The organism is Streptomyces sp. NPDC017890 (genome assembly GCF_044328675.1).
Lineage (GTDB): Bacteria > Actinomycetota > Actinomycetes > Streptomycetales > Streptomycetaceae > Streptomyces.
In genome coordinates, this window is sequence record NZ_JBIRHU010000010.1 from 68,025 (window position 1) to 89,050 (window position 21,026).

Annotated in this window: 23 protein-coding genes and 1 pseudogene; 2 read left to right on the forward strand and 22 right to left on the reverse strand. The window is 71.2% G+C overall.

The window, feature by feature from the left end; genetic code table 11:
- Positions 1-124 precede the first annotated feature (124 nt).
- The 5 genes from ACH4F2_RS15055 to rpsB all read right to left on the reverse strand — a co-directional run bounded on the left by ACH4F2_RS15055 (position 125) and on the right by rpsB (position 4,926).
- Positions 125-1,288, reverse strand: coding sequence for a phosphatidate cytidylyltransferase (locus ACH4F2_RS15055; protein ID WP_398133146.1), 1,164 nt, complete (start codon positions 1,286-1,288; stop codon positions 125-127).
- Complete coding sequence (gene frr, locus ACH4F2_RS15060) at positions 1,288-1,845, reverse strand: ribosome recycling factor (protein ID WP_398133147.1); 558 nt, start codon at positions 1,843-1,845, stop codon at positions 1,288-1,290. The genes ACH4F2_RS15055 and frr overlap by 1 nt, the downstream gene beginning before the upstream one ends.
- Positions 1,846-2,026: 181 nt before the next feature.
- A complete protein-coding gene (gene pyrH / locus ACH4F2_RS15065) occupies positions 2,027-2,785 on the reverse strand; it encodes a UMP kinase (RefSeq protein WP_398133148.1) in 759 nt (252 codons plus the stop codon).
- 206 nt (positions 2,786-2,991) lie between these two features.
- Complete coding sequence (tsf, locus tag ACH4F2_RS15070; protein WP_398133149.1) at positions 2,992-3,828, reverse strand: translation elongation factor Ts; 837 nt, start codon at positions 3,826-3,828, stop codon at positions 2,992-2,994.
- 156 nt (positions 3,829-3,984) lie between these two features.
- Positions 3,985-4,926: a 30S ribosomal protein S2 gene (rpsB, locus tag ACH4F2_RS15075; protein WP_351398219.1), complete on the reverse strand. Its 942-nt coding sequence runs from the start codon at positions 4,924-4,926 to the stop codon at positions 3,985-3,987.
- A 271-nt stretch (positions 4,927-5,197) separates the two neighbouring features.
- Between rpsB and ACH4F2_RS15080 the strand changes: the two genes are divergently transcribed.
- Entirely contained in the window at positions 5,198-5,863 is a 666-nt protein-coding gene (locus tag ACH4F2_RS15080) for a murein hydrolase activator EnvC family protein (protein ID WP_398133150.1), read from the forward strand.
- A 158-nt stretch (positions 5,864-6,021) separates the two neighbouring features.
- Here ACH4F2_RS15080 and ACH4F2_RS15085 read toward each other — a convergent pair whose 3' ends face one another.
- The 17 genes and pseudogenes from ACH4F2_RS15085 to ACH4F2_RS15165 all read right to left on the reverse strand — a co-directional run bounded on the left by ACH4F2_RS15085 (position 6,022) and on the right by ACH4F2_RS15165 (position 19,460).
- Positions 6,022-6,579, reverse strand: coding sequence for a TetR/AcrR family transcriptional regulator (locus ACH4F2_RS15085; protein WP_398133309.1), 558 nt, complete (start codon positions 6,577-6,579; stop codon positions 6,022-6,024).
- A 128-nt stretch (positions 6,580-6,707) separates the two neighbouring features.
- Entirely contained in the window at positions 6,708-7,550 is an 843-nt protein-coding gene (gene whiG, locus ACH4F2_RS15090) for an RNA polymerase sigma factor WhiG (RefSeq protein WP_398133151.1), read from the reverse strand.
- A gap of 261 nt (positions 7,551-7,811) precedes the next feature.
- Positions 7,812-9,170, reverse strand: a complete 1,359-nt coding sequence (gene dprA / locus ACH4F2_RS15095) for a DNA-processing protein DprA (RefSeq protein WP_398133152.1) — start codon at positions 9,168-9,170, stop codon at positions 7,812-7,814.
- Between the two features lie 14 nt (positions 9,171-9,184).
- The gene (locus tag ACH4F2_RS15100) at positions 9,185-10,810 is read right to left on the reverse strand and encodes a YifB family Mg chelatase-like AAA ATPase (RefSeq protein ID WP_398133153.1); all 1,626 of its coding nucleotides are present in this window, start codon (positions 10,808-10,810) and stop codon (positions 9,185-9,187) included.
- Positions 10,810-11,172 carry a YraN family protein gene (locus tag ACH4F2_RS15105; RefSeq protein WP_398133154.1) on the reverse strand — a complete coding sequence of 121 codons (363 nt, stop codon included), beginning with the start codon at positions 11,170-11,172 and terminating at the stop codon, positions 10,810-10,812. The genes ACH4F2_RS15100 and ACH4F2_RS15105 overlap by 1 nt, the downstream gene beginning before the upstream one ends.
- Positions 11,173-11,300: 128 nt before the next feature.
- On the reverse strand, positions 11,301-11,609 hold the full coding sequence (locus ACH4F2_RS15110) for a DUF2469 domain-containing protein (RefSeq protein WP_003965949.1): 309 nt from the start codon (positions 11,607-11,609) through the stop codon (positions 11,301-11,303).
- A 56-nt stretch (positions 11,610-11,665) separates the two neighbouring features.
- Complete coding sequence (locus ACH4F2_RS15115; protein WP_398133155.1) at positions 11,666-12,190, reverse strand: NUDIX hydrolase; 525 nt, start codon at positions 12,188-12,190, stop codon at positions 11,666-11,668.
- Entirely contained in the window at positions 12,180-12,956 is a 777-nt protein-coding gene (gene lepB, locus ACH4F2_RS15120; RefSeq protein ID WP_398133156.1) for a signal peptidase I, read from the reverse strand. The genes ACH4F2_RS15115 and lepB (ACH4F2_RS15120) overlap by 11 nt, the downstream gene beginning before the upstream one ends.
- 144 nt (positions 12,957-13,100) lie before the next feature.
- Complete coding sequence (gene lepB, locus ACH4F2_RS15125; protein WP_398133157.1) at positions 13,101-14,102, reverse strand: signal peptidase I; 1,002 nt, start codon at positions 14,100-14,102, stop codon at positions 13,101-13,103.
- Positions 13,996-15,075 (reverse strand): annotated as a pseudogene (gene lepB, locus ACH4F2_RS15130) (signal peptidase I); the annotation flags it as partial. The gene lepB (ACH4F2_RS15125) and the pseudogene lepB (ACH4F2_RS15130), both read right to left, overlap by 107 nt.
- A complete protein-coding gene (gene lepB, locus ACH4F2_RS15135; protein ID WP_398133158.1) occupies positions 15,068-15,874 on the reverse strand; it encodes a signal peptidase I in 807 nt (268 codons plus the stop codon). The pseudogene lepB (ACH4F2_RS15130) and the gene lepB (ACH4F2_RS15135), both read right to left, overlap by 8 nt.
- A 45-nt stretch (positions 15,875-15,919) precedes the next feature.
- Positions 15,920-16,270: a 50S ribosomal protein L19 gene (gene rplS / locus ACH4F2_RS15140; protein WP_016432403.1), complete on the reverse strand. Its 351-nt coding sequence runs from the start codon at positions 16,268-16,270 to the stop codon at positions 15,920-15,922.
- 136 nt (positions 16,271-16,406) lie between these two features.
- Entirely contained in the window at positions 16,407-17,240 is an 834-nt protein-coding gene (trmD, locus tag ACH4F2_RS15145) for a tRNA (guanosine(37)-N1)-methyltransferase TrmD (protein WP_398133159.1), read from the reverse strand.
- Positions 17,240-17,794, reverse strand: coding sequence for a ribosome maturation factor RimM (gene rimM / locus ACH4F2_RS15150; protein WP_398133160.1), 555 nt, complete (start codon positions 17,792-17,794; stop codon positions 17,240-17,242). Before rimM ends, trmD begins: the two co-directional genes overlap by 1 nt.
- A gap of 197 nt (positions 17,795-17,991) precedes the next feature.
- Entirely contained in the window at positions 17,992-18,231 is a 240-nt protein-coding gene (locus ACH4F2_RS15155) for an RNA-binding protein (protein WP_398133161.1), read from the reverse strand.
- 2 nt (positions 18,232-18,233) lie between these two features.
- Positions 18,234-18,653, reverse strand: a complete 420-nt coding sequence (rpsP, locus tag ACH4F2_RS15160) for a 30S ribosomal protein S16 (protein WP_398133162.1) — start codon at positions 18,651-18,653, stop codon at positions 18,234-18,236.
- Positions 18,654-18,863: 210 nt separating this feature from the next.
- On the reverse strand, positions 18,864-19,460 hold the full coding sequence (locus ACH4F2_RS15165) for a hypothetical protein (protein ID WP_398133163.1): 597 nt from the start codon (positions 19,458-19,460) through the stop codon (positions 18,864-18,866).
- A gap of 681 nt (positions 19,461-20,141) precedes the next feature.
- On the opposite strand from ACH4F2_RS15165, the gene ACH4F2_RS15170 reads away from it, so the two are divergent.
- Positions 20,142-21,011, forward strand: a complete 870-nt coding sequence (locus ACH4F2_RS15170) for a class I SAM-dependent methyltransferase (protein ID WP_398133164.1) — start codon at positions 20,142-20,144, stop codon at positions 21,009-21,011.
- Positions 21,012-21,026: the final 15 nt, after the last annotated feature.

The window sequence follows — 21,026 nt, forward strand, 5'->3', positions numbered from 1 at the left end:
CGGGGAGGACGGCAGAGCCATGCCGAAGCCAGGAGACCTCACTGGATCGTCCCCGCATCGGCGGGAACACACGGAAGGGCCCGCAGCCAGACGCCGCGGGCCCTTCCAGGCTACCTGATGACTGTCAACCCGAACCGACGAAGATCACCAGCAGCAACCACACCACCGGCGCGGTCGGCAGCAGCGAGTCCAGGCGGTCCATGATGCCCCCGTGGCCCGGCAGCAGCGTGCCCATGTCCTTGATGCCGAGGTCCCGCTTGATCATGGACTCGCCGAGGTCGCCCAGCGTGGCGCTGACGGCGACCGCGAGGCCGAGCAGCAGACCCTGCCACCAGGTGCCGTCGTCGATCACGAACTGCATGCACAGCGCACCGGCCGCCATCGCGAACGCCACCGCTCCGAGCAGGCCCTCACGGGTCTTGCCGGGGCTGATGCGCGGGGCGAGCTTGGTCCTGCCGAAGCGCCAGCCGACGGCGTAGGCGCCGGTGTCGCTGACGACCGTCAGCACCAGGAAGACCAGGACGCGCCGCGCACCGTCGTCCGCCATGAGCATCATCGCGACGAACGTGGCCAGGAAGGGCACGTAGAACGCCGCGAAGAGGCCCGCCGTGACGTCCTTGAGGTAGCCCTCCGGCGGCTCGGTCATCCGCCACACGAGGATCGCCAGGGCCGTGAGCGCCATGGCGACCCACGCACCCTCCGCGCCCCGCACATACCCGGCGACCACCATCGCCGCGCCGCCGATCGCGAGCGGCACGAGGGGTGCCCTGATGCCCTTGCGCTCCTGGAGCCGCTTGGTCAGCTCCCACAGACCCACCACGACGGCGACCGCGACCACACCGACGAAGACGGCCTTGACGACGAACAGCGAGGCGACGATCACCGCCCCGAGCCCGAGGCCGACCCCTATCGCGGCGCCCAGGTCGCGGCCCGCGCTCTTCTTCTGCGGCTGCGGTTGGGGCCGCGCCGGCTGGGGGGCGTCGGGCATGGGCTCCGGATTCTGCGGCACCTCCGCATACGGCTGCGCCGACGGGTTCTCGCCGCGATACGGATCGTCGCGGAACGGCTCGTCTCGGAACAAGGGGCCGCTCAGCCGAGCGGCCCCTTTTCCGTCATCCTGGTCTCCGCCGTGTTCGGGTACGTCGGGCACGACGGGCATGGGGCGAGTCTGCTGCGCGTAGTGCGCATCGTACGCGGGACCCGCCGGGGCAGCGCCCTGGGCAGGTCCCTGGTCGGACGGCCCCCAGTACCCGGCTTGTGGCGGCGCTCCCCAGGAAGAGTCGTTCATCAGACCTCGAGCAGCTCGGCTTCCTTGTGCTTCAGGAGCTCGTCCACCTGGGCGACGTACTTGGTGGTGGTGTCGTCCAGCTCCTTCTCCGCACGACGGCCCTCGTCCTCGCCGACCTCGCCGTCCTTGACCATCTTGTCGATGGCGTCCTTGGCCTTGCGGCGCACGGAGCGGATCGAGACCTTGGCGTCCTCGCCCTTGCTCTTGGCGACCTTGATGTAGTCGCGGCGGCGCTCCTCGGTCAGCTCGGGGAACACCACCCGGATGATGTTGCCGTCGTTGCTGGGGTTGACGCCCAGGTCGGAGTCGCGGATCGCCTGTTCGATGTTGCGCAGGGCGCTCTTGTCGAAGGGGGTCACCACGGCCATGCGCGGCTCGGGCACGGAGAACGAGGCCAGCTGGTTGATCGGCGTCAGCGCGCCGTAGTAGTCGGCCACGATCTTGTTGAACATCGCCGGGTGCGCACGGCCGGTGCGGATCGCGGCGAAGTCCTCCTTGGCGACCACGACGGCCTTCTCCATCTTCTCCTCGGCCTCGAGGAGGGTCTCTTCGATCACCACTTGCTCCTGCGTGTCTTGAGTAGGCCCGGCGGCGGTTCCCTGTCGGGGCTGCGGCCGGCTGCGTCGCGTTCTTCCTGCACGGTTCCCGACCGGCGGGACATTGTCCATCCCCCGGCCCGGCCCCGTCCCGTCCGTCCCCCGGACAGGTGGCGTCCGCGGACAGGGGGTGGTTCTCCGGTCAGTCCCGGCTGCCTTGGTCACCCACAAGCGTGCCGATCTTCTCACCCTTGACGGCGCGGGCGATATTGCCCTCCTTCAGGAGCTCGAAGACCACGATCGGGAGGCTGTTGTCGCGGCAGAGCGTGACGGCCGTCGCGTCGGCGACCTTCAGGTCCCGGGTGATGACCTCGCCGTAGCCGAGCGCGTCGAACTTCACGGCGTCCGGGTTGGTCTTCGGGTCGGAGTCGTAGACCCCGTCCACGCCGTTCTTGCCCATGAGCAGGGCTTCGGCGTCGATCTCGAGGGCGCGCTGGGCGGCGGTGGTGTCGGTGGAGAAGTAGGGCATGCCCATACCGGCGCCGAAGATGACGACGCGGCCCTTCTCCAGGTGGCGCACGGCACGCAGCGGGATGTACGGCTCGGCGACCTGGCCCATGGTGATGGCGGTCTGCACGCGGCAGTCGACGCCCTCCTTCTCCAGGAAGTCCTGGAGGGCCAGGCAGTTCATCACGGTGCCGAGCATGCCCATGTAGTCGGAGCGGGCGCGGTCCATGCCGCGTACCTGCAGCTCGGCGCCACGGAAGAAGTTGCCGCCGCCGATGACGATGGCGACCTGCGCGCCGTCCCGGACGACGGCCGCGATCTCTCGGGCGATGGCGTGCACCACGTCGGGGTCGACGCCCAGGCCCCCACCGCCGGAGAACGCCTCTCCGGACAGCTTCAGCATGAAGCGGCCGCGTACTTTGCCGTCGTCGCTCTTCTCGGCCTTGGTGGTCATGGAGATCTCGCCTCTTTTACGTGGGTCACACACACGAAGAAGGCCATTGCCGGTGGGGGCGTGTTTCGCATCCCATACGCGGCAATGGCCTCCTCGTCAGATCTGCTGTCGCCCGCCGCCACACGCGCGTACGCAACGGCGTACGCGAACGGCGCCGGCGACTGCTGTCGACCCTACCGGGGTCGCACGTCCGTCGCGGTACGGACTCAGATGCCGACCTTGATGCGCGAGAAGCGCTTCAGGGTGACACCGGCCTCGTCCAGCACCTTCTGGACGGACTTCTTGTTGTCGAGCGCGTAGGGCTGGCCCAGCAGCGTGGCGTCCTTGAAGAAGCCGTTGAGGCGACCCTCGACGATCTTCGGCAGGGCGGCCTCGGGCTTGCCCTCGGCGCGGGTGGTCTCCTCGGCGACGCGACGCTCGGACTCGACGACCTCGGCCGGGACGTCCTCCTTGGAGAGGTACTTCGGCGCGAAGGCGGCGATGTGCTGGGCGACGCCCTTGGCCAGCTCGGCGTTCGGCTTGTCCAGCTCGACGAGGACACCGATCTGCGGAGGCAGGTCGGGCATCGTGCGGTGCATGTACGCGGTCACGAAGCCGCCGGAGAACTGCGCGAAGCGGTCCAGGACGATCTTTTCGCCGAGGTTGGCGTTGGCCTCGTCCACGAAGGCCTGCACGGTCTTGCCGGGCTCGATCTCGGAGGCGAGCAGCGCCTCGAGGTCGGCCGGGGCGGCCTTCGCGACGTGCTCGGCGATGGCCTTGGCGACGTTCTGGAACTTCTCGCCCTTGGCGACGAAGTCCGTCTCGCACTTCAGCTCGACGAGGACACCCGAGGTGTTGTCGTCGGCGATGATCGAGACGACGGCGCCGTTCTCGGCAGAGCGGCCCTCGCGCTTGGCGACGCCCTTCTGACCCTTGATGCGGAGCGCCTCGACGGCCTTCTCGACGTTGCCCTCGGCCTCGTCCAGCGCCTTCTTGCAGTCCATCATGCCGGCGCCGGTGAGCTCACGAAGCTTCTTGACGTCGGCGGCGGTGTAGTTCGCCATGAGTCTGTGAATCTTTCTGGAAGTCTGGAAGATCGAAGATCTACGGGATCACGGACCTGCATGGAGCTGCGGGTCCATGACCTTCCACCGACCTACGGGTGGACGGCGGGAGCGGTTTCGATGTCACCGCTCCCGCCGTCCACTCCGACGGGACGGTCAGGCCTGCTCGCCCTCGGCGGCCGGAGCCTCGGCGGCGGGCGCCTCCTCGGCCGGAGCCTCGGTGGCCGCGGCCTCGGCGGCGGGGGCCTCCTCGGCGGGGGCGGCCTCGGCGGCCGGAGCCTCGGCGGGCTTCTCGGCGGTCTCGGCGTCGGCCGTCTTCTCGGCCTTCTCGCCCTCGAGCAGGTCGCGCTCCCACGCGGCGAGCGGCTCGCCGGCGGCCTTGTCGCCCTTGTCGCCGGCAGCGGCGCCGGAGCGGGCGATGAGGCCCTCGGCGACGGCGTCGGCGATCACGCGGGTGAGCAGGGTGACGGAGCGGATCGCGTCGTCGTTGCCCGGGATCTTGTAGTCGACCTCGTCGGGGTCGCAGTTGGTGTCGAGGATGGCGACGACCGGGATGTTGAGCTTCCGGGCCTCGCCGACCGCGATGTGCTCCTTCTTGGTGTCCACGATCCAGACGGCGCTGGGCACCTTGGACATCTCGCGGATACCGCCGAGGGTCTTCTCCAGCTTGGCCTTCTCGCGGGAGAGGACCAGCAGCTCCTTCTTGGTGAGGCCGGAGGCGGCCACGTCCTCGAAGTCGATCTGCTCGAGCTCCTTGAGGCGCTGCAGACGCTTGTAGACGGTCGAGAAGTTGGTGAGCATGCCGCCCAGCCAGCGCTGGTTGACGTAGGGCATGCCGACGCGGGTGGCCTGCTCGGCGATGGCCTCCTGCGCCTGCTTCTTCGTGCCGACGAACATGACCGTGCCGCCGTGGGCGACGGTCTCCTTGACGAACTCGTAGGCGCGGTCGATGTACGACAGCGACTGGAGCAGGTCGATGATGTAGATGCCGTTGCGCTCCGTGAAGATGAAGCGCTTCATCTTCGGGTTCCAACGACGGGTCTGGTGACCGAAGTGGACGCCGCTTTCCAGCAGCTCCCGCATCGTGACGACGGCCATGGCCGTATCTCCTCGAGTTTCTCGGTTGTGCCGCGGAAGCCGGACGGCTCCCGCGCCTGACGCCCGCTGTGCGCCTGCCGCAAGGGACCGAGGGGCGCTGACACGAGCCTTGACGGGCCTCGTGTCGGGGCGTGCGAAGTCGACCCGGTGACCCGGATCGCCATCAGAAGTGTACGGGACCCGCGGCGTACCGGGTGACGCGGCTGTCCACAAGCGGGGAACGGTCCACAGGGCCGGACGGCGATCGCCCCTGGTACGGGACGGTTCTCGCATGCGAGCGAGGCGATGTGCGAGTGCGTGTACGTGGGTGGCGCTGCTTCTGACCGTCATGGTCCCGGGGCCACCGCGACCGGCGCCGGAGGTGGCGCCGGTGGCGGCATCGGCGTGGGCGACGGTGGCCGCGGCGGACGCCGGGGCGGGCCCGGACCCGACGGTGCCGACGGTGGCCCGCCACTGGCCGGTCGGCACCCGGCCGGCGGTTCTACGGGGCTGGGAACCCCCGGTGACCCCGTACGGTCCGGGCCACCGCGGCGTGGACCTCGCCGCGGTGGGCGCGGCCCCGGTCCGGGCGGTGACGGCGGGGAGGGTGTCGTTCGCGGGGCGGGTGGCGGGAAGGGGCGTCGTCTCGCTGGAACTGACGGGGACGGGCACCCCGCCCCTGCGGACGACGTACGAGCCGGTCGAGGCGACGGTGAGGAAGGGGGACGAGGTCGCGGCGGGCGAGGTGCTCGGCACGGTGGAGCCGACGGGCTCCCACTGCGCGGCCTGTCTGCACTGGGGCCTGCTGCGGGGCGACGTCTATCTGAACCCGCTGTCGGTGCTCCCTCCGTGGCTGCTCGCGCGGGGGCCGTCGAGACTGCTGCCGGTTCTGGGAGTTCCCCTGCCCGCGCAGCCGGGGGTGGGCGCCGGGGCCCTGTCCGGGGGCGGCACCCCGTAGCGCCGTGCCGTGCACGCCCTGAGGTTCAGGGCACCTGGGGCCCAGGGCGCCGGGGTCAGAGGCGGGCCCCGGGAACACGAGGGTGCTCGATCACTCCGGCCGGTCGGCTCCCCAGCCGGTCGGCTTCACGTCAGCCGGCAAGCCGCGCGCCGGGGCGGTCAGCCCCGCACGCCCCGCAACGCCATGGAGACGGCCGCCTCCGTGATCGCCGGCGGCTCCTCCGCCGCCCCCAGTTCGATCCGCCGCACGGCCGCGTCCACGACCCCCTGGAGCAGCATCGCCGCCAGTCGCGGCTGCTCGTGCCCCATCTCCCCCAGTGCTTCGACGATCATCGCGATCAACCCGCCGTGCGCCGCCCGGATCTTCTCCCGCGCGCCGGCGTCGAGCTCGCTCGCGGAGATGGCCACGACGGCCCGGTGCCGCCGGTCCCCGACGAGGTCGAGCTGCTTGCGCACATACGCCTCGACCTTGGCCTCGGGGGTCGCCTCGCGCTCCATCGCCGCCTCGACCTCCGCGGCCCAGACCGGGAAGTCGACGGCACACAGCTCCTCGACGACCGCCGCCCGCGACCGGAAGTACTCGTAGACGGACGACCGGGCGAGACCCGTGCGTTCGGCGAGGGCGGGGAAGGTCAGCGCCTCCGTTCCGCCGTCGGACAGCAGGGAGCGTGCCGCGTCCAGCAGGGAGGCACGCTGCATCGACCGGTGCTCGGCCACGGAGGCCGCTCGAATCCTTGGCACGTCACCACTTTACGGACGCGCCCCGCCGTACGGGAGTCGGCCACCCGGCCGCACGAGCGCGGGCGGTGTCACAGGCGGAGCGTGCCGCGTGCCGTAAGGCCAGGTCAGCGACCAAAACCCGCCAGCTTCGCCCGGAGTTGCAACACCGACTTGGTGTGAATCTGGCTGACCCGGCTCTCCGTCACGCCCAGCACGTTCCCGATCTCGGCGAGTGTGAGTCCCTCGTAGTAGTACAGCGTGACGACGGTCTTCTCCCGCTCGGGCAGCGTGTTGATCGCGCGCGCAAGGAACCGCCGCAGCTCGCGGTCCTCGGCGACCTCCACCGGATTGTCGGCGGCGGTGTCCTCCAGCGTGTCCATGAGGCTCAGCCGGTCCCCGCCCTCGCCCCCGGCGTGCAGCAACTCCTCCAGAGCCACCACGTTGGCCAGCGACAACTGGCTGAACACCGCGTGGAGGTCCTCCACCGCGATCCCCAGCTCTGCGGCCACCTCGCTCTCCGACGGGGTGCGGCGCAGCCGTGCCTCCAGCGTCGCGTACGCGCGCTCCACGTTCCGCGCCTTCTGCCGGACCGACCGCGGGATCCAGTCCAGCGCCCGCAGCTCGTCGATCATCGCGCCCCGGATCCGGGTGATCGCGTACGTCTCGAACTTGATCTCCCGGTCGACGTCGAACTTCTCGATCGCGTCGATCAGTCCGAACACACCCGAGGAGACGAAGTCCGCCTGCTCGACATTGGGTGGCAGTCCCACGCTCACCCGGCCCGCCACGTACTTCACCAGGGGCGAGTAGTGCAGGATCAGCTGTTCCCGCAGCCGCTCGTCGCCCGTCGCCTTGTACGACCGCCACAGCTCGTCGAGCGTCGAGGGGGCGGGCGGTCGCACGCTGCCACCGTCGCGGGCGGCTGGGGGGATAGCCGCCCGGTCGGACCCGGAGGTGTGCTGGGGCATTCGTCGCCTTGTGCCGTTCTGCCGTGATGTGGTGTGCCTGGGTGAGGCCCGCCGGTCTGCTGTCTACGTGAGGGGTCCTCGTGAGCGTAGCGTGACTGGACTGTCGCGGTGGGCGAAGAGCGGGGCGGGAGCGCACGCAGATACGTTCCGCTGAGCGCCCCGCAGGGGGGACCATGATCGCTCTGCATGATCACTCGAATACCTCAACTGCCACTGTTCACAAGGGCGTCGGGGTTCCCCCGGACGGCCGAACACGCTGGGTCAGTACGGGTCTCCGCCGTCGCGGACCGAGATCATCATCTGGCGTGTCAACTTCCAGCCGTCGCCGTGTCGTTCGACGTAACCAAGCGCTCGAAGCTCGTACAGTCGCGCGATCGCGTCGTCCTGCGTGGTCTGGGCCCGGCGCGCCACCTCGTCCGCGGCCGCCGCCCCGCGCGCGGGGAGCCCGGCCAGCACCTGGCGGGTGCGAGGTTCCAGCAGGTCGGTGGGGAGCACCGGCCCACGCCGGTCCGGGGGCAGCTCGCCCATGTCACCGACCAGTTCGACGACCTCGGCGGCGTCGCTGACGAGCACCGCGTCGCCTCGCAGCAGCTCATGCACCCCCGCCGACAGGGCGCTGGTGGCCGGTCCAGGCACTCCCATCGTGTGCCGGCCCAGGCGCTGGGCCGCCCGTGCCGTGACCAGCGAGCCGCTGCGAAAGGCGGCCTCGACGACCACGGTGCCCCGGGTGAGCGCGGCGATCACGCGATTGCGGAGGATGAACCTGCTCGGCGTCGGATGGTCGCCCGGTGGCAGCTCCCCGATGACCAGTCCCTGTTCCGCGATCCTCGTGATCAGCCCGGTGTGCCCGGGCGGGTAAGGGCGGTCGACGCCGCAGGCGAGGACGGCGGCGGTGGCGCCGCCCGCGCCGAGAGCGCCCCGGTGGGCGGCGCCGTCGACCCCGTAGGCGCCGCCGGACACCACGACCCACCCGCGTTCGGCGAGCCCGGCGGCGAGGGTGGCCGCCATGTGGGCGCCGTACTCGGTGCAGGCGCGGGCGCCGACGACGGCCACCGACCTGAGCGCCCACATGCGCAGACTGGGCCCGCCGCGCACCCACAGCCCGAGGGGGCGGGCGTCGCCGAGGTCGTCGAGCTGGCGCGGCCACTCGGCCGTCCCGGGGGCGACGAACCGCACCCCGGCCGCCCGGGCGGTGGCGAGGTCCCGGCGCGGCTCGGCCCGGTCCGCTCGGGCACGCAGCCCGGCCCACCGTTTCTCGCTCGCCCCCGGCAGGGCACGCCCGCCCTCGCGCAGCCTCCGCACCACCTCCGCGACGCCGCGCTCCCGGACCCACCGACCACCGGTCTCGTCTCCGGGCTCGATGACGCGGGTCAGGAAAACCCGGCCGAGCAGCTCATCTCCGGCCTGACCGCCCCACGCCGCGTCGTCGTCCCTGACCGCGTCGTCGTCCCTGACCGGTCCGTCGCACCGGGCCGGTCCGCCGCACCGGGCCGAGGCGTCGCCCGTGGTCTCGATGCCGCCACTGGGCACGGCGTCACCCCGGAGCACCGCATCGGCCGCAGCCGGATCGCCGCCCTCGGCAACAGCACCGTCGCCGGTCACGGCACCCTTCCCCGTCATGGCGCCCTCCCCGCTCACGTCAGCGCTCCAAGGGTCATGGGGACCCCCCGAGGCACCCTCGTGCGCAGTTGCAGTGCCAGAGCGACGTCCTTCGCGTCGGGCCGGTCATGGCCGACGAGATCCGCGACGGTCCAGGCGACGCGGAGGACCCGGTCGAGGCCGCGGGCGGTGAGCACACCCCGTTCCAGGCTGCGTTCCGCGTCCTCCAGTGCGCCGGGCGCCGCGTACCAGCGGCTGCGCAGCTCCCGTCCGGGCACCTCGCTGTTGGAACGCCACGGCGTGCCCGCCAGACGCGCGGCCGCCCGGTCCCGGGCCGCCCGCACCCGGTCGGCGACCGTCGCGGTGGCGTCACCCCGGGTGCCGTCCCCCGCCAGCTGGCTGCGCGTGACCCGGTCCACCTCGACCCTGAGGTCGACCCGGTCGAGCAGGGGGCCGGACAGCCTGGCCTGGTAGCGGCGGATCGCCGAGGGCGGACATTCGCAGAGGTCCTCCTTCCGGGAGAACCGCCCGCACGGGCAGGGATTGGCGGCCAGCACCATCAGGAACCGTGCCGGGAACCGCACCACGCCCGCGCTGCGCGCGATGACGACATGCCCGGACTCCAGCGGCTGGCGCAGAGCGTCCAGCGCATGGCTGCTGAATTCTGGCGTTTCATCCAGAAAAAGCACTCCTCGGTGTGCCAGCGACACCGCTCCCGGCCGTCCGATGCCGGGACCACCTCCGACGAGGGCCTGCATCGTGGCGGAGTGGTGCGGCGCGCAGTAGGGGGCCACGTCGATCAGGGGCTTGCCCGGCGGCAGCAGGCCCGCCACCGAGTGCACCGCGGTGACCTCGAGCGATTCCTCCCGGCACAACCGGGGCAGGATGGCGGGCAGCCGTTCGGCGAGCATGGTCTTGCCGGCGCCGGGCGGCCCCTCCAGGAACAGGTGGTGGCCACCGGCCGCGGCGACCTCCACCGCCGTGCGCGCCGAGTCCTGGCCCACGACGTCGGCGAGGTCGTGCCCGTGGTCGTGCTGCCCCGCTCCCGTGCCGTGCATTCCGGTGGCGGCTCCCGTGCCGGGCATCCGCAGACCGGCGAGGAGCGGGTCGGGCCTGCCCTGCTGGTCCTGTTCCTCCTCCGGCACGGGCTCGTCCGCGAGGAGGGCGATCAGCTGGCGCAGGCTGCGTACGCCGAGCACCGACACGCCGGGCACCAGGGACGCCTCGACAGCGGCGCACTCGGGGACGACCACCTGCTCGTAACCTGCCTCCGCCGCGGCCAGTACCGCCGGCAGGATGCCGCGCACCGGCCGGACCCGTCCGTCCAGGCCCAGCTCCCCGATCATCACGATGTCGGCGAGCACGCGGGGATCGATGCGCTCGGCGGCGCCGAGGACGGCTGCGGCGATCGCCAGATCGAATCCACTGCCGCTCTTCGGCACCGACGCCGGACTGAGTCCCACCGTGAGCTTCTTCTGCGGCCACTCGGCACCCGAGTTGACCACCGCGGCCCGCACCCGGTCCCGGCTCTCGGTCAGGCTCTTGTCCGGCAGCCCCACCAGAGTGAACGCCGCCACGCCCGGTTCGAGGTCGGCCTGTACCTCGACGACCACGCCCTCGACGCCGACGAGCGCCACGGAGCACGTACGCGCGAATCCCATCACGCCACCCCCCGCGCGTGCTCGACCACGGGGGCACCACGCCGCGGCAGGAGTACACCGACCAGGTCGATGCGGACGCCGCCGGGCGGGGCCCCTCCGTGGGTCTGGATCCAGCGCTCGGCGAGCCGCCGCAGCCGCTCCGCCTTCTCCGGGGTCACCGCGGCCATCGGATGCTCGAAGGAGCCGCCCCTGCGGGTCTTGACCTCGCAGACGACCAGGACGTCCCCGTCCCGGGCGACGATGTCGATCTCGCCGGTCCTGCCGCCGCGCCAGTTGCGCTCCAGGACCGCCATCCCGGCGTCGGCCAGCCGGCGGGCTGCGAGTGTCTCGCCGTACCTGCCCATCGCACCACGTGCGTTCATGTCGGCACCACCTCCGGCGCCAACGATGAGGGCAGCTCAGCGAGCTTTTGGATCTTGGTGGACGGTCAGGCGGCTGTGGACAACCTCGTCACCCGCACGGGTGCCGCCTACCGGTCACGGAGCAGGGGTCAGCCACCGGGAAGCTCCAGGTCGCTCTTGTTGAGCTCCTCGATGTTCACGTCCTTGAACGTCAGCACGCGCACCTGCTTCACGAACCGGGCCGGCCGGTACATGTCCCACACCCAGGCATCGGCCATGGAGACCTCGAAAAACACCTCACCCTGGACTGAGTGCACCTGCATCTCGTAGTCGTTGGTGAGGTAGAAGCGCCGCTCGGTCTCGATCACGTACTTGAACAGACCGACGACATCGCGGTACTCCCGGTAGAGCTTGAGCTCCATCTCGGTCTCGTACTTCTCGAGGTCCTCGGCGCTCATGGCATGTTCCCCTTCAGCCGTGCGGTCCCACCATTGTGCGCCAGTCCCGTGCGCCCCTAGACGATTTCGGTGTCCAGGGTCACCGGCCCGGCCGGGGGGCCCTCGTCGAGCAGCGTGCGCAGCAGCTCGGCGAGTCTGGTCGGATACACCGTCTCATGTGCCCGGGTCAGTTCCCGACAGGTCCACCAGCGTGCTCCGGCGACGCTGCGCCGCTCCAGCTCGGTCAGGCCCACGGCCCTGGTCGCGGTCTGGGTCGTGCGGGCCAGGTAGTACCACTCGTCCTGGTCCCAGCGGCGGCCTGCGAAGGGGAAGGAGCACCTGCGCCGCCACAGCACCGGGCCGAGCTCGATGTCGGTGATGCCGGTCTCCTCCGCGAGTTCCCGCCGCGCGGCCTCCTCACGGGTCTCGTCGCCCTCCACACCGCCGCCCGGGGTGAACCACCAGTCGTCGGCCGGGTCGTCCGGTTCGTGGCCGTGCAGGAGCAGGATGCGGTCGTCGGGGTCGAGCAGTACCACCCGGGCGACCCTGCGCAGCCCGCCCTCGTAGGAGTCCTGCCCCGGCCGCGTCGTCTCAGCGGGCACCGGCGGTCCCCGTTCCGGATCGGGTGCGGGAGGCCGCGGCCCGCTTGGCGATGGGGCCGTGGGCCGCGCCGCCGAGGATCAGCACTGCCCCGGCGATCACCAGCGCGACGACCGTCCGCAGCGGGCCCGGTGAGGAGAGGTCCCCCAGCGTCTCGAAGCCGGTCGGCCGCTCCAGCATGCCGTTCACGGGCCAGGCCACGGCGTCCACGCGGGCGTCCACGGCACCGCGCGAGACGGTGCCGCCGGCGGCGTCGGTGAGGTGGGCGGTCGAGTCCACGGAGGTGTCGCGCTCGTCGCCGAGGAGGAACAGGCGGCCCTCGGGGACGGTCACCGTCGGGAAGCCGCTGCTCTCGGCCGGCGTGCCGGCGGGCAGGTACGGCTCGTCGATGACCTTGCCGTTGACCTTCAGCCTGCCCTCCTGGCAGCAGGAGACGGTGTCCCCGCCGACCGCGACCACGCGCTTGACCATCGGGGCGTTGGCCCAGGTCGTGTCCTTGAAGACGACGACGTCGCCACGGCGGACGTCGCTGCCGTCGATGCGCTGCGCCAGCACCCGGTCACCCGCGTCGATCGACGGCGTCATCGAACTGGTCGGCACGGTGTAGGGCCGGTAGACCACCGCTCCCCAGGCGAAGCCTCCGAGGAACAGCACCAGACCCAGCGCCACGGCAAGGTTGGACAGCCGCTGTCCCGTCCGGCTGCCCACCGGGCGCTTGTTCGCGCCGCCGCCACGCGGGGCCGTACGTGTCGTGCTCTCGCCACCCATGGATCCGCACCTTACCCGGCGGTACCCGAATGGGTCAGCCCCTCCCGGGAGCCCGGGAGGGGCTGGAAGGGGCTGGCCCCGGCGGCGGGCAGCCGCACGGCGGCGGGGCTGCCTCGAAGCAGCGGGCGTGGGTCCCCGCAGCGCTCAGCGGGACTCGGCGGACGCGATGCGCCTACGGCGCCACCAGACGACGGGGACGACTCCGGCGAGGGCCAGCCCCTGGGGCGCGACCGACAGCGCGGCGGCGGCCGGCGACTGGGCCTGCAGACCCTCCTGGTCGAAGGTGCCGGGGACCGGCAGGGTGTCCCAGCGGTTCATCGGCCAGGCGATCACGATGGCGCGGCCGACGACCTCCTTCACCGGGACCATGCCACCGTGCTCGTCCGACTGGTTGTAACGGGAGTCGCGGGAGTTCTGCCGGTGGTCGCCCATGACCCAGATGGAGCCCTCGGGGACCTCGACCTTGAACTGACCGCCCTGGTCGTCGACGCTGCACGGCGTGTTGTTGGGGTAGATGTACTCTTCCTCGTTCAGCGCCTTGCCGTTGACCTTGAGCGGGCCTGTCCCCTTGCACTCGACGGTGTCGCCGCCGACCCCGATGACTCGCTTGATCAGGTCCTTCTCGTCCGCGGACGGCATCAGGCCGATCCAGCTGAGGACCGTCTGCAGCGCGTTCGGGTCGGGCGTCGGCTCGCCCGCCAGCCAGTCGTCCGGGTCGTGGAAGACGACGACCTCGCCCCGCTCGGGCTCCGAGCCGAACCAGGGGGTGAGCTTGTCGACCAGGACACGGTCATTGATCGTGAGCGTGTTCTGCATCGAGGCGGACGGGATCGAGAACGCCTGGACCAGGAACGTCTTGATCAGCAGCGCGAGCACCAGCGCGATGCCGATCAGGATCGGCAGTTCCTTCCAGAAGGAACGTGGTTTCTTGGCCGCGGGGGGCGTCGCCGGGGGCGTCCCGCCCACTCCCTCGTCCTGGGTCCCGCGCTGTTCGTCCGTCACCCTGCCGTCCTCGGTCGCCTCGGTCCCGGAGTCGTGCCCGGAGGCCGGGGCGCCGTCCGTGGCCGGGCCGGCATTCTCCACGGGGCGTCCGCGGTTCTCCTCGCCGTCGTGTCCGGACCGTGCGCCAACCGCCACATCCCCCACGCCAACTCCTTACTTTCTGACGCCGCCCGCCCCGTACCCGGAGCAGGCCCACCACTCCCATAACGAGCGGGAGTTCCGCAGGGGTCGGGAGTTGAATCAATGTGTTCGGATCGTAGGGGGCAACCCTATGCGACAGCCGGGGAGTGGCGGTCGAACCGGAGGCCGAGTCGGACACGGACGCATACGTTTCCGGTTCGTCCAGGGTGGTCCAGTGACCGAACGGCCAGGCGATCACCACGGCCCGCCCGACCACCTCGTCCTCGGAGACCGTGCCGAAGTCGGTCTCCTGGTGGAAGCGGGAGTCGGCGGAGTTGGACCGGTGGTCACCCATCACCCACAGCCTTCCCTCGGGGACCGTGACGTCGAACGGCGTCTGGGACGGGGTGTCGCCGGGATACAGGTAGTCCTCGTTCAGGGGAACGCCGTTGACCGTGACCCGGCCCTGGGTGTCACAGCACTTGACCCGGTCCCCGCCCACTCCGACGACCCGCTTGATGAGGTCCTTCTCGTCGTCGGACGGGAGCAGGCCGATGAAGGCGAGCCCTTCCTTGACCTGCTTGACGACGACGGGGTCGTCCTGCTTGGTGGTCTGCTCGCCCTGGAGCCAGCCGCCGGGGTCACGGAAGACGACGACGTCCCCCCGCTCCGGCTCGGAGCCGAACCAGGGGGTGAGCTTGTCCACCAGGACCCGGTCACCGATCCGGATGGTCTGCTCCATGGAGCCCGAGGGGATCACGAACGCCTGGACGAGGAAGGTCTTCAGCACCAGCGCGATGAGGATGGCGACACCGACGAGAAGGGGGACCTCCTTCACCGCGCTGCGTCGGCGGCGCCGTTTGACCTTGCGCTGCAGCTTGCGCCGCTCGGCGCGGGACCGGCCGCCGGCCGGCGCGCCGGTGCGCCGTGAGCCGGTGGGCAGCAGGTTCTCCGTGGGGCTGCTGGGCGCCCCGCGCGGTTTGCCCCGGCTACCCATCGGCGCCCTTGACGTACTCGGGCCGGCGCGCATCAACGGCCGGTTCGCCGGCCGCGGTCGGCGTGACGTCCGCGGGGGCCGGCTGATCCCCGCCCGCCCCCGCATCCGGCACACGCGCGTAGGCGTCGGGACGGTCGAGGTGGGTGGCGTGACCGAAGGGCCAGACGATCCAGTCGGCGCGGCCTATCACCTTGTCCACCGGGATCATGCCGCCGCCCGGCGAGCCCAGGTGGTCGCGGGAGTCGCTGGAGTCGGCACGGTGGTCGCCGAGGACGAAGAGGGTGCCGTCGGGGACGACGACGTCGAAGCCCACCGTGGACGGGCGGTCGCCGGGGTACAGGAACGCCGACTCGTCGACCGACTGGCCGTTCACCTGGACCCTCCCCTCCCTGTCGCAGCACACCACGTGGTCCCCGCCCACACCGACAACGCGTTTGATGTAGTCGCCGTGCCCGAAGAGCCCGGTGCCGTCGAAGACGACGATGTCGCCCCGCTGCGGCCGGCCATCGAAACGGTACGCCAACTTGTTCACGAGGACCCGGTCGCCGATCCTCAATCCGCGCTCCATGGATCCGCTGGGGATCTGGAACGGCTGCAGCACGAAGGTACTGAGCAGCAGCAGGAACAGCAGCAGGGTCAGGAGGGTCAGGGTGAACCGGCCGCCCGGCACCCAGTCCGTGATCCGCCCCGCGAACGCAGAACGCGACCGTTCCTCCGGGCCCTCCGGATCCGAGGGGTGCTCGGAGTCGGAAGGACGGGAGGAGCGGTCGCGCTCCGTGGGCTGTGCTTCGGTGTCCATCGGGGCCAGATGTTATCCGGCCCCGGCGTGGACCTCCCGGCGCGCTCAGCTCTCGCGCTTCTCCTTGATCTTCGCCGCCTTGCCGCGCAGCTCGCGCAGGTAGTACAGCTTCGCGCGGCGGACGTCACCGCGGGTGACGAGCTCGATCTTCTCCACGATCGGGGTGTGCACCGGGAAGGTGCGCTCGACGCCGACGGAGAAGGAGACCTTGCGGACCGTGAAGGTCTCGCGCACGCCGGCACCCTGGCGACGGATGACTACGCCCTTGAACTGCTGCACACGGGAGCGGTTGCCCTCGATGACGCGGACGTGGACGTTGACGGTGTCGCCGGGGCGGAAGGCCGGGACGTCGCTGCGCAGCGACGCGGCGTCGACGGAGTCGAGCAGGTGAGACATTTCGTCTGCTTTCTTCGCTGATGCCACAGGTCATCAACGGAAACTAGGTGTTTCGGAATCAGGGCCGTGCGGGTCGGGACGGGCGTCGTCTCCCCCTGCGGCAGGGGCGCGCTCCGGACGGACGCACAACAGCGCCCTATTCTTCCATGCCCGGCGTCCTGCGCCAAAACCGGCCGTACGGCTCCCCGTCCGGGTCGGGTGCCCAGCCCAGGATGGAGAGCATTTCGCGGTCCTTCTTGTCGAAGGCCTCGGGGTCGCACCGTTCGATGAGGTCGGGCCGGTTGGCCGTGGTGCGCCGCAGGGCCTCGTCGCGGCGCCAGCGGGCGATCTTCCCGTGGTGGCCGCTGAGCAGCACGTCGGGGATGCCGCGGCCGCGCCACTGCGGCGGCTTGGTGTGGACGGGGCCCTCCAGCAGGCCGGCCATGGCGCCGGGGGCGAAGGAGTCGTCCCGGTGGGACTCGGCGTTGCCGAGGACGCCGGGCAGCAGCCGCGCCACGGCTTCGGTGACGACGAGCACGGCCGCCTCGCCGCCGGCCAGGACGTAGTCGCCGATGGACACCTCGTACACGGGCATCCGGGTCGCGTACTCGTCGACGACGCGGCGGTCGATGCCCTCGTAGCGGGCGGGCGTGAAGATCAGCCAGGGCCGCTCGGAGAGGTGGACGGCGAGTTCCTGGGTGAAGGGCCGGCCGCTGGGCGTGGGCACGATCAGGGCGGGCTCGCCGGAGCCCGTCTCGTAGCCGTCGGCCAGGACGGAGTCCAGAGCGTCGCCCCACGGCTCGGTCTTCATCACCATGCCGGGGCCGCCGCCGTACGGGGTGTCGTCGACGGTGTTGTGCCGGTCGTAGGTCCAGGAGCGCAGGTCGTGCACGTGGACGTTCAGCTGCCCACGCGCGCGTGCCTTGCCGACCAGGGAGACGTTCAGCGGTTCCAGGTACTCGGGGAAGATCGTGACGACGTCGAGCCGCATTACGCCTCTTCCCCGGCGGCGTCCCGCGCGGAAGCGATCTCCGCGCGGTCGTCGATCAGGCCGGGCGGCGGGTCGATGACCGCCCGCTGCTCGTCCAGGTCGATCTCGGTGACGATCTCGGAGACGAACGGCACGTAGACCTCGCTGCCGTCGGGGCACTCCACCACGAACAGGTCCTGCGTGGGCAGGTGGGAGATCTCGGTGATCCGGCCGACCTGGGTGCCGTCGGCGGTCACCACGTCGAGGTCGATCAGCTGGTGGTCGTAGTACTCGTCGTCGTCCTCGGGACGCTCGTCCGGGTCGACGTCGGCGATCAGGAGGGTGTTGCGCAGCGCCTCGGCTCCGGTGCGGTCGTGGACGCCTGCGAAGCGCAGCAGGAGGCGGCCGCTGTGGACCCGGCCGGTCTCGATGGTGAGCGGGCCGACGGAGGCGGGGTCGGTGGCCAGTACGGCACCGGGCCCGAGCCGCAGCTCCGGCTCGTCGGTGCGGACCTCCACGGTCACCTCGCCCTTGATTCCATGGGCGCGGCCGATGCGCGCGACTACCAGCTGCACTGTGCTTGATCTCCTGTCGGAACTGCGACGAGCCGGTCACGGCTCTTACAACGCCCGGCCACGGCTCCTGCAACGCCCGGCCACGGCTCCTACGACGCCGGGTCACGGCGCATACGGCAACGGTCACGGCTCACACGACTACGGGCCGGGGACGGCCCAGTGGCCCTCCCCGGCCCGAGCCGGTGCTGCGTTTGGCGTCAGCGGACGTGGTCCACGTCGACGAGGTCTACGCGGACACCGCGGCCGCCGATGGCGCCCACGACGGTGCGCAGGGCGCGTGCGGTGCGGCCGTTACGGCCGATCACCTTGCCGAGGTCGTCGGGGTGGACCCGGACCTCGATCACACGCCCGCGGCGCAGGTTGCGCGAGGCGACCTGCACATCGTCAGGACTGTCGACGATGCCCTTCACGAGGTGCTCGAGAGCCTCCTCGAGCATGCTCAGGCCTCGGTCGACTCGGACGCAGCCGCAGCCTCGTCCTTCTTGTCGGCCTTCTTCTTCTGGGTGATCGCCTCACCCTTGCCCTCGTCGTCGCCACCGATCGCCTCGAAGGACGGACGGGCCGACTTCTCGACCGGCTGCAGCAGCGGCGCCGGGGCGGGCTCGCCCTTGAACTTCTGCCAGTCGCCGGTCTTCTTCAGGATGGCGAGCACGGGCTCGGTCGGCTGGGCGCCGACGCGGAGCCAGTAGGCGACACGCTCGGCGTCGACCTCCATCACCGACGGGTTGTACGTCGGGTGGTACTTGCCGATCTCCTCGATGGCCCGGCCGTCACGGCGGGTACGGGAGTCGGCGACGACGATGCGGTAGTGAGGCGAACGGATCTTGCCCAGACGCTTCAGCTTGATCTTGACTGCCACTGGAGTGGGTTCTCCTGGATTGACGTGATGGGGCACGGCGAGAGAGCCGCGTGGGGTTGCGGTACCCGAGTGCCCGATGGACGCGTCAGCCGGAGGAGAGAGGGGTCCTGTGCGACTGTCGAGTACAGCTAGCCATTGTGCCACACGCGGGCAGACCCGTCGGACCGAGGGCACTGCGCCCGGATCCGGCTGCCACGAGCAGCCGGACCGTCAGCTCGCCGCCGCGCCGACCACCTCCGGGATCCGGAACGGCTTGCCGCAGCCGCCGCACATGATCGGAGCCTGGGCCAGGACCGACGGGACGACCCGTACGTTGCGTCCGCAGTCGCAGACCGCCTTCACGCGCACCCCTCCCCCGGAGGAGCCGTGCCGGGCGGCCGGACCGCGGAAGCTGCGGACCGAGTCGGTCGCGGTGGCGGCGGTGTGGGCCTTCAGCGCACGCTGCAGGCGTTCCATCGTCGGACGGTAGCGGCGCTTCGCCTCGGGGGTGAGCGTGACCAGCGAGAAGCCGCTGCTGGGATGCGGCTCTTCGGGGTGGTCGAGGCCCATCTCCTCGGCGATCGCGAGGAATCGTCGGTTGTGGTAGCGCCCCGCGCGGGAGGTGTCGCGTACTCCACGCGCGGCGGCGATGCCGTGGACTGCCTCATGGAGCAGTCGCTCGAAGGAGAGCTCGTGCCCGCAGGCGGACGACGACTCTCCGATCAGGGACTCGGGCGCGGCAAGATCGGGCAGCTCGGTGTGGTGCCGCTGAATGTCGGCCCACGCCTGCGCCAGCTCTGCGGCGAGAACAGGTGGTGTCGTGCTCACGTAATGGCAACGAGCCGGGGTGCCGCTGTGTTCCTATTCCGGGGCATCCCAAATAATTTGCACGTACCCGTCAGTTGCCGCTGATGCGTCCCGACGAGGGCGGGTGCGCTGATCTGCGGAGAAGCTTCCCAGCTCATACCAAGCTGGTGCGTAGTCCGCCGTACGCGCCGGCGCGTAGCCCCGTCCATGCGCCGGGGAGCGCGGGGCTCGCGAGCGCGCAAGGGGCGATTCGGCCGCTGTCGCGCCGGAAGCACGCCACCCGATCGGGCGCATCGAGGGTGCGTCGATGTGCGCGACGTTACCGGGTGTGCCGCCGGCGTGCGGCACCGCCCCGCCCTCTGTCGGTTCCCGTGCCCGCGGCGCGGTCGCCGGGCCCGCCGGCCTTGGCCGGAACCGTCTCGTGGGTGCCGCCGCCACCCGCTGTCATCACCGAGCGGCACGATCAGGCCATCCGACGAAGGAGTCGGGAGGGAGCTACCGGGGGTACCGCGCGGCCAGGGCCACGTTGCCGGGAAGTGAAATCTCGCCACTGAGGCCGGGCCCGGGCAAACCGGCCCCCGCTACCACTGGACGCCACGGCGAGCCCGGAGTTTCCTGGCATACGGGGGAAGTGCGAGCGCACTGCACGGGGGCCACGGAATCGGGCACAGCGGCAACACTCGGCGATTGGGGCGCTTTCCTATGACACCTACGCTCGTGCGGCAGCACTCATCTCACGCGGGGGCGACGCCTCGTGTGGACCCAGGTGCACGCGCGCGTGACTGGTCCGAGATTCAGGAGCGGATGCTCGTACCGCTCTACGAGGCCGTCTACGAGCGACTGGACGTGGGCAGCGGCACCAGGATGCTGGGGCTGGGCTGCGGTTCCGGGCTGGCCCTGCTGATGGCCGCCTCGCGCGGTGCCGCGGTGACGGGGGTCGACTCCCGCTCCCCGGAACGCCTGGCCCTGGCCCGGCAGCGGCTGCTTGCCGAGACGGCCGAGGCACGGAGCACGCGCGCGCGTGCGGGCGCCGCACGGGTCGTCGACGGCACGCCCCGGGACACGCAGGACCCGTCGGCCCCGGCGTTCACCCTGGTGACCGCCTTCGAGCCCATCGGATGCCTCGCGGGCGACTCGGAGGGGCTGGGTGAGCTGCTCACCCAGGCGACACCACTCGCCGGGCGCGGGGCGGCCGTGGTGCTGGCCGGGTGGGGGCCGCCGGAGCGGTGCGCCACGACGTCGGTGCTGCGGGTGGCCACCAAACTCGCGGACCCGCTGCGCGGCGGGGGCAGCTGGCGCCCCGCCCTGCGCGACGACCTCGAGGAGGTCGCCCAGCGGGCCGGACTCAGGCCGGACGGCTCGGGACGGGTGGCGTGCCCCTTCGGGTACGCCGACGCCGCCAGCGCGGTGCGCGGGCTGCTGTCGACCGGGCTGTTCGACGCGGCGATCGCGGCGACCGACCAGGAACAGGTCGACAAGGAGCTGTCGGAGGCCCTGCATCCGCACCAGCGGCCGGACGGGACCGTGTGGATGCCGAACGTGTTCCGGTATCTGATCGCCCGGGTTCCCTGACCTCCGGTTCCGATC

Bases quoted from the DNA above. Each gene is read 5' to 3' on its own strand.
- rplS (WP_016432403.1), bottom strand. From the start codon at position 16,270: ATGTCTCACCTGCTCGACTCCGTCGACGCCGCGTCGCTGCGCAGCGAC.
- lepB (WP_398133158.1), bottom strand. From the start codon at position 15,874: ATGGACACCGAAGCACAGCCCACGGAGCGCGACCGCTCCTCCCGTCCT.
- ACH4F2_RS15080 (WP_398133150.1), top strand. From the start codon at position 5,198: ATGCGAGCGAGGCGATGTGCGAGTGCGTGTACGTGGGTGGCGCTGCTT.
- rpsB (WP_351398219.1), bottom strand. From the start codon at position 4,926: ATGGCCGTCGTCACGATGCGGGAGCTGCTGGAAAGCGGCGTCCACTTC.
- ACH4F2_RS15100 (WP_398133153.1), bottom strand. From the start codon at position 10,810: ATGGGATTCGCGCGTACGTGCTCCGTGGCGCTCGTCGGCGTCGAGGGC.
- trmD (WP_398133159.1), bottom strand. From the start codon at position 17,240: ATGCGGCTCGACGTCGTCACGATCTTCCCCGAGTACCTGGAACCGCTG.
- ACH4F2_RS15170 (WP_398133164.1), top strand. From the start codon at position 20,142: ATGACACCTACGCTCGTGCGGCAGCACTCATCTCACGCGGGGGCGACG.
- ACH4F2_RS15110 (WP_003965949.1), bottom strand. From the start codon at position 11,609: ATGAGCGCCGAGGACCTCGAGAAGTACGAGACCGAGATGGAGCTCAAG.
- ACH4F2_RS15055 (WP_398133146.1), bottom strand. From the start codon at position 1,288: ATGAACGACTCTTCCTGGGGAGCGCCGCCACAAGCCGGGTACTGGGGG.
- lepB (WP_398133156.1), bottom strand. From the start codon at position 12,956: ATGGGTGGCGAGAGCACGACACGTACGGCCCCGCGTGGCGGCGGCGCG.
- dprA (WP_398133152.1), bottom strand. From the start codon at position 9,170: ATGACGGGGAAGGGTGCCGTGACCGGCGACGGTGCTGTTGCCGAGGGC.
- pyrH (WP_398133148.1), bottom strand. From the start codon at position 2,785: ATGACCACCAAGGCCGAGAAGAGCGACGACGGCAAAGTACGCGGCCGC.
- ACH4F2_RS15155 (WP_398133161.1), bottom strand. From the start codon at position 18,231: ATGCTCGAGGAGGCTCTCGAGCACCTCGTGAAGGGCATCGTCGACAGT.
- ACH4F2_RS15105 (WP_398133154.1), bottom strand. From the start codon at position 11,172: ATGAACGCACGTGGTGCGATGGGCAGGTACGGCGAGACACTCGCAGCC.
- whiG (WP_398133151.1), bottom strand. From the start codon at position 7,550: ATGCCCCAGCACACCTCCGGGTCCGACCGGGCGGCTATCCCCCCAGCC.
- tsf (WP_398133149.1), bottom strand. From the start codon at position 3,828: ATGGCGAACTACACCGCCGCCGACGTCAAGAAGCTTCGTGAGCTCACC.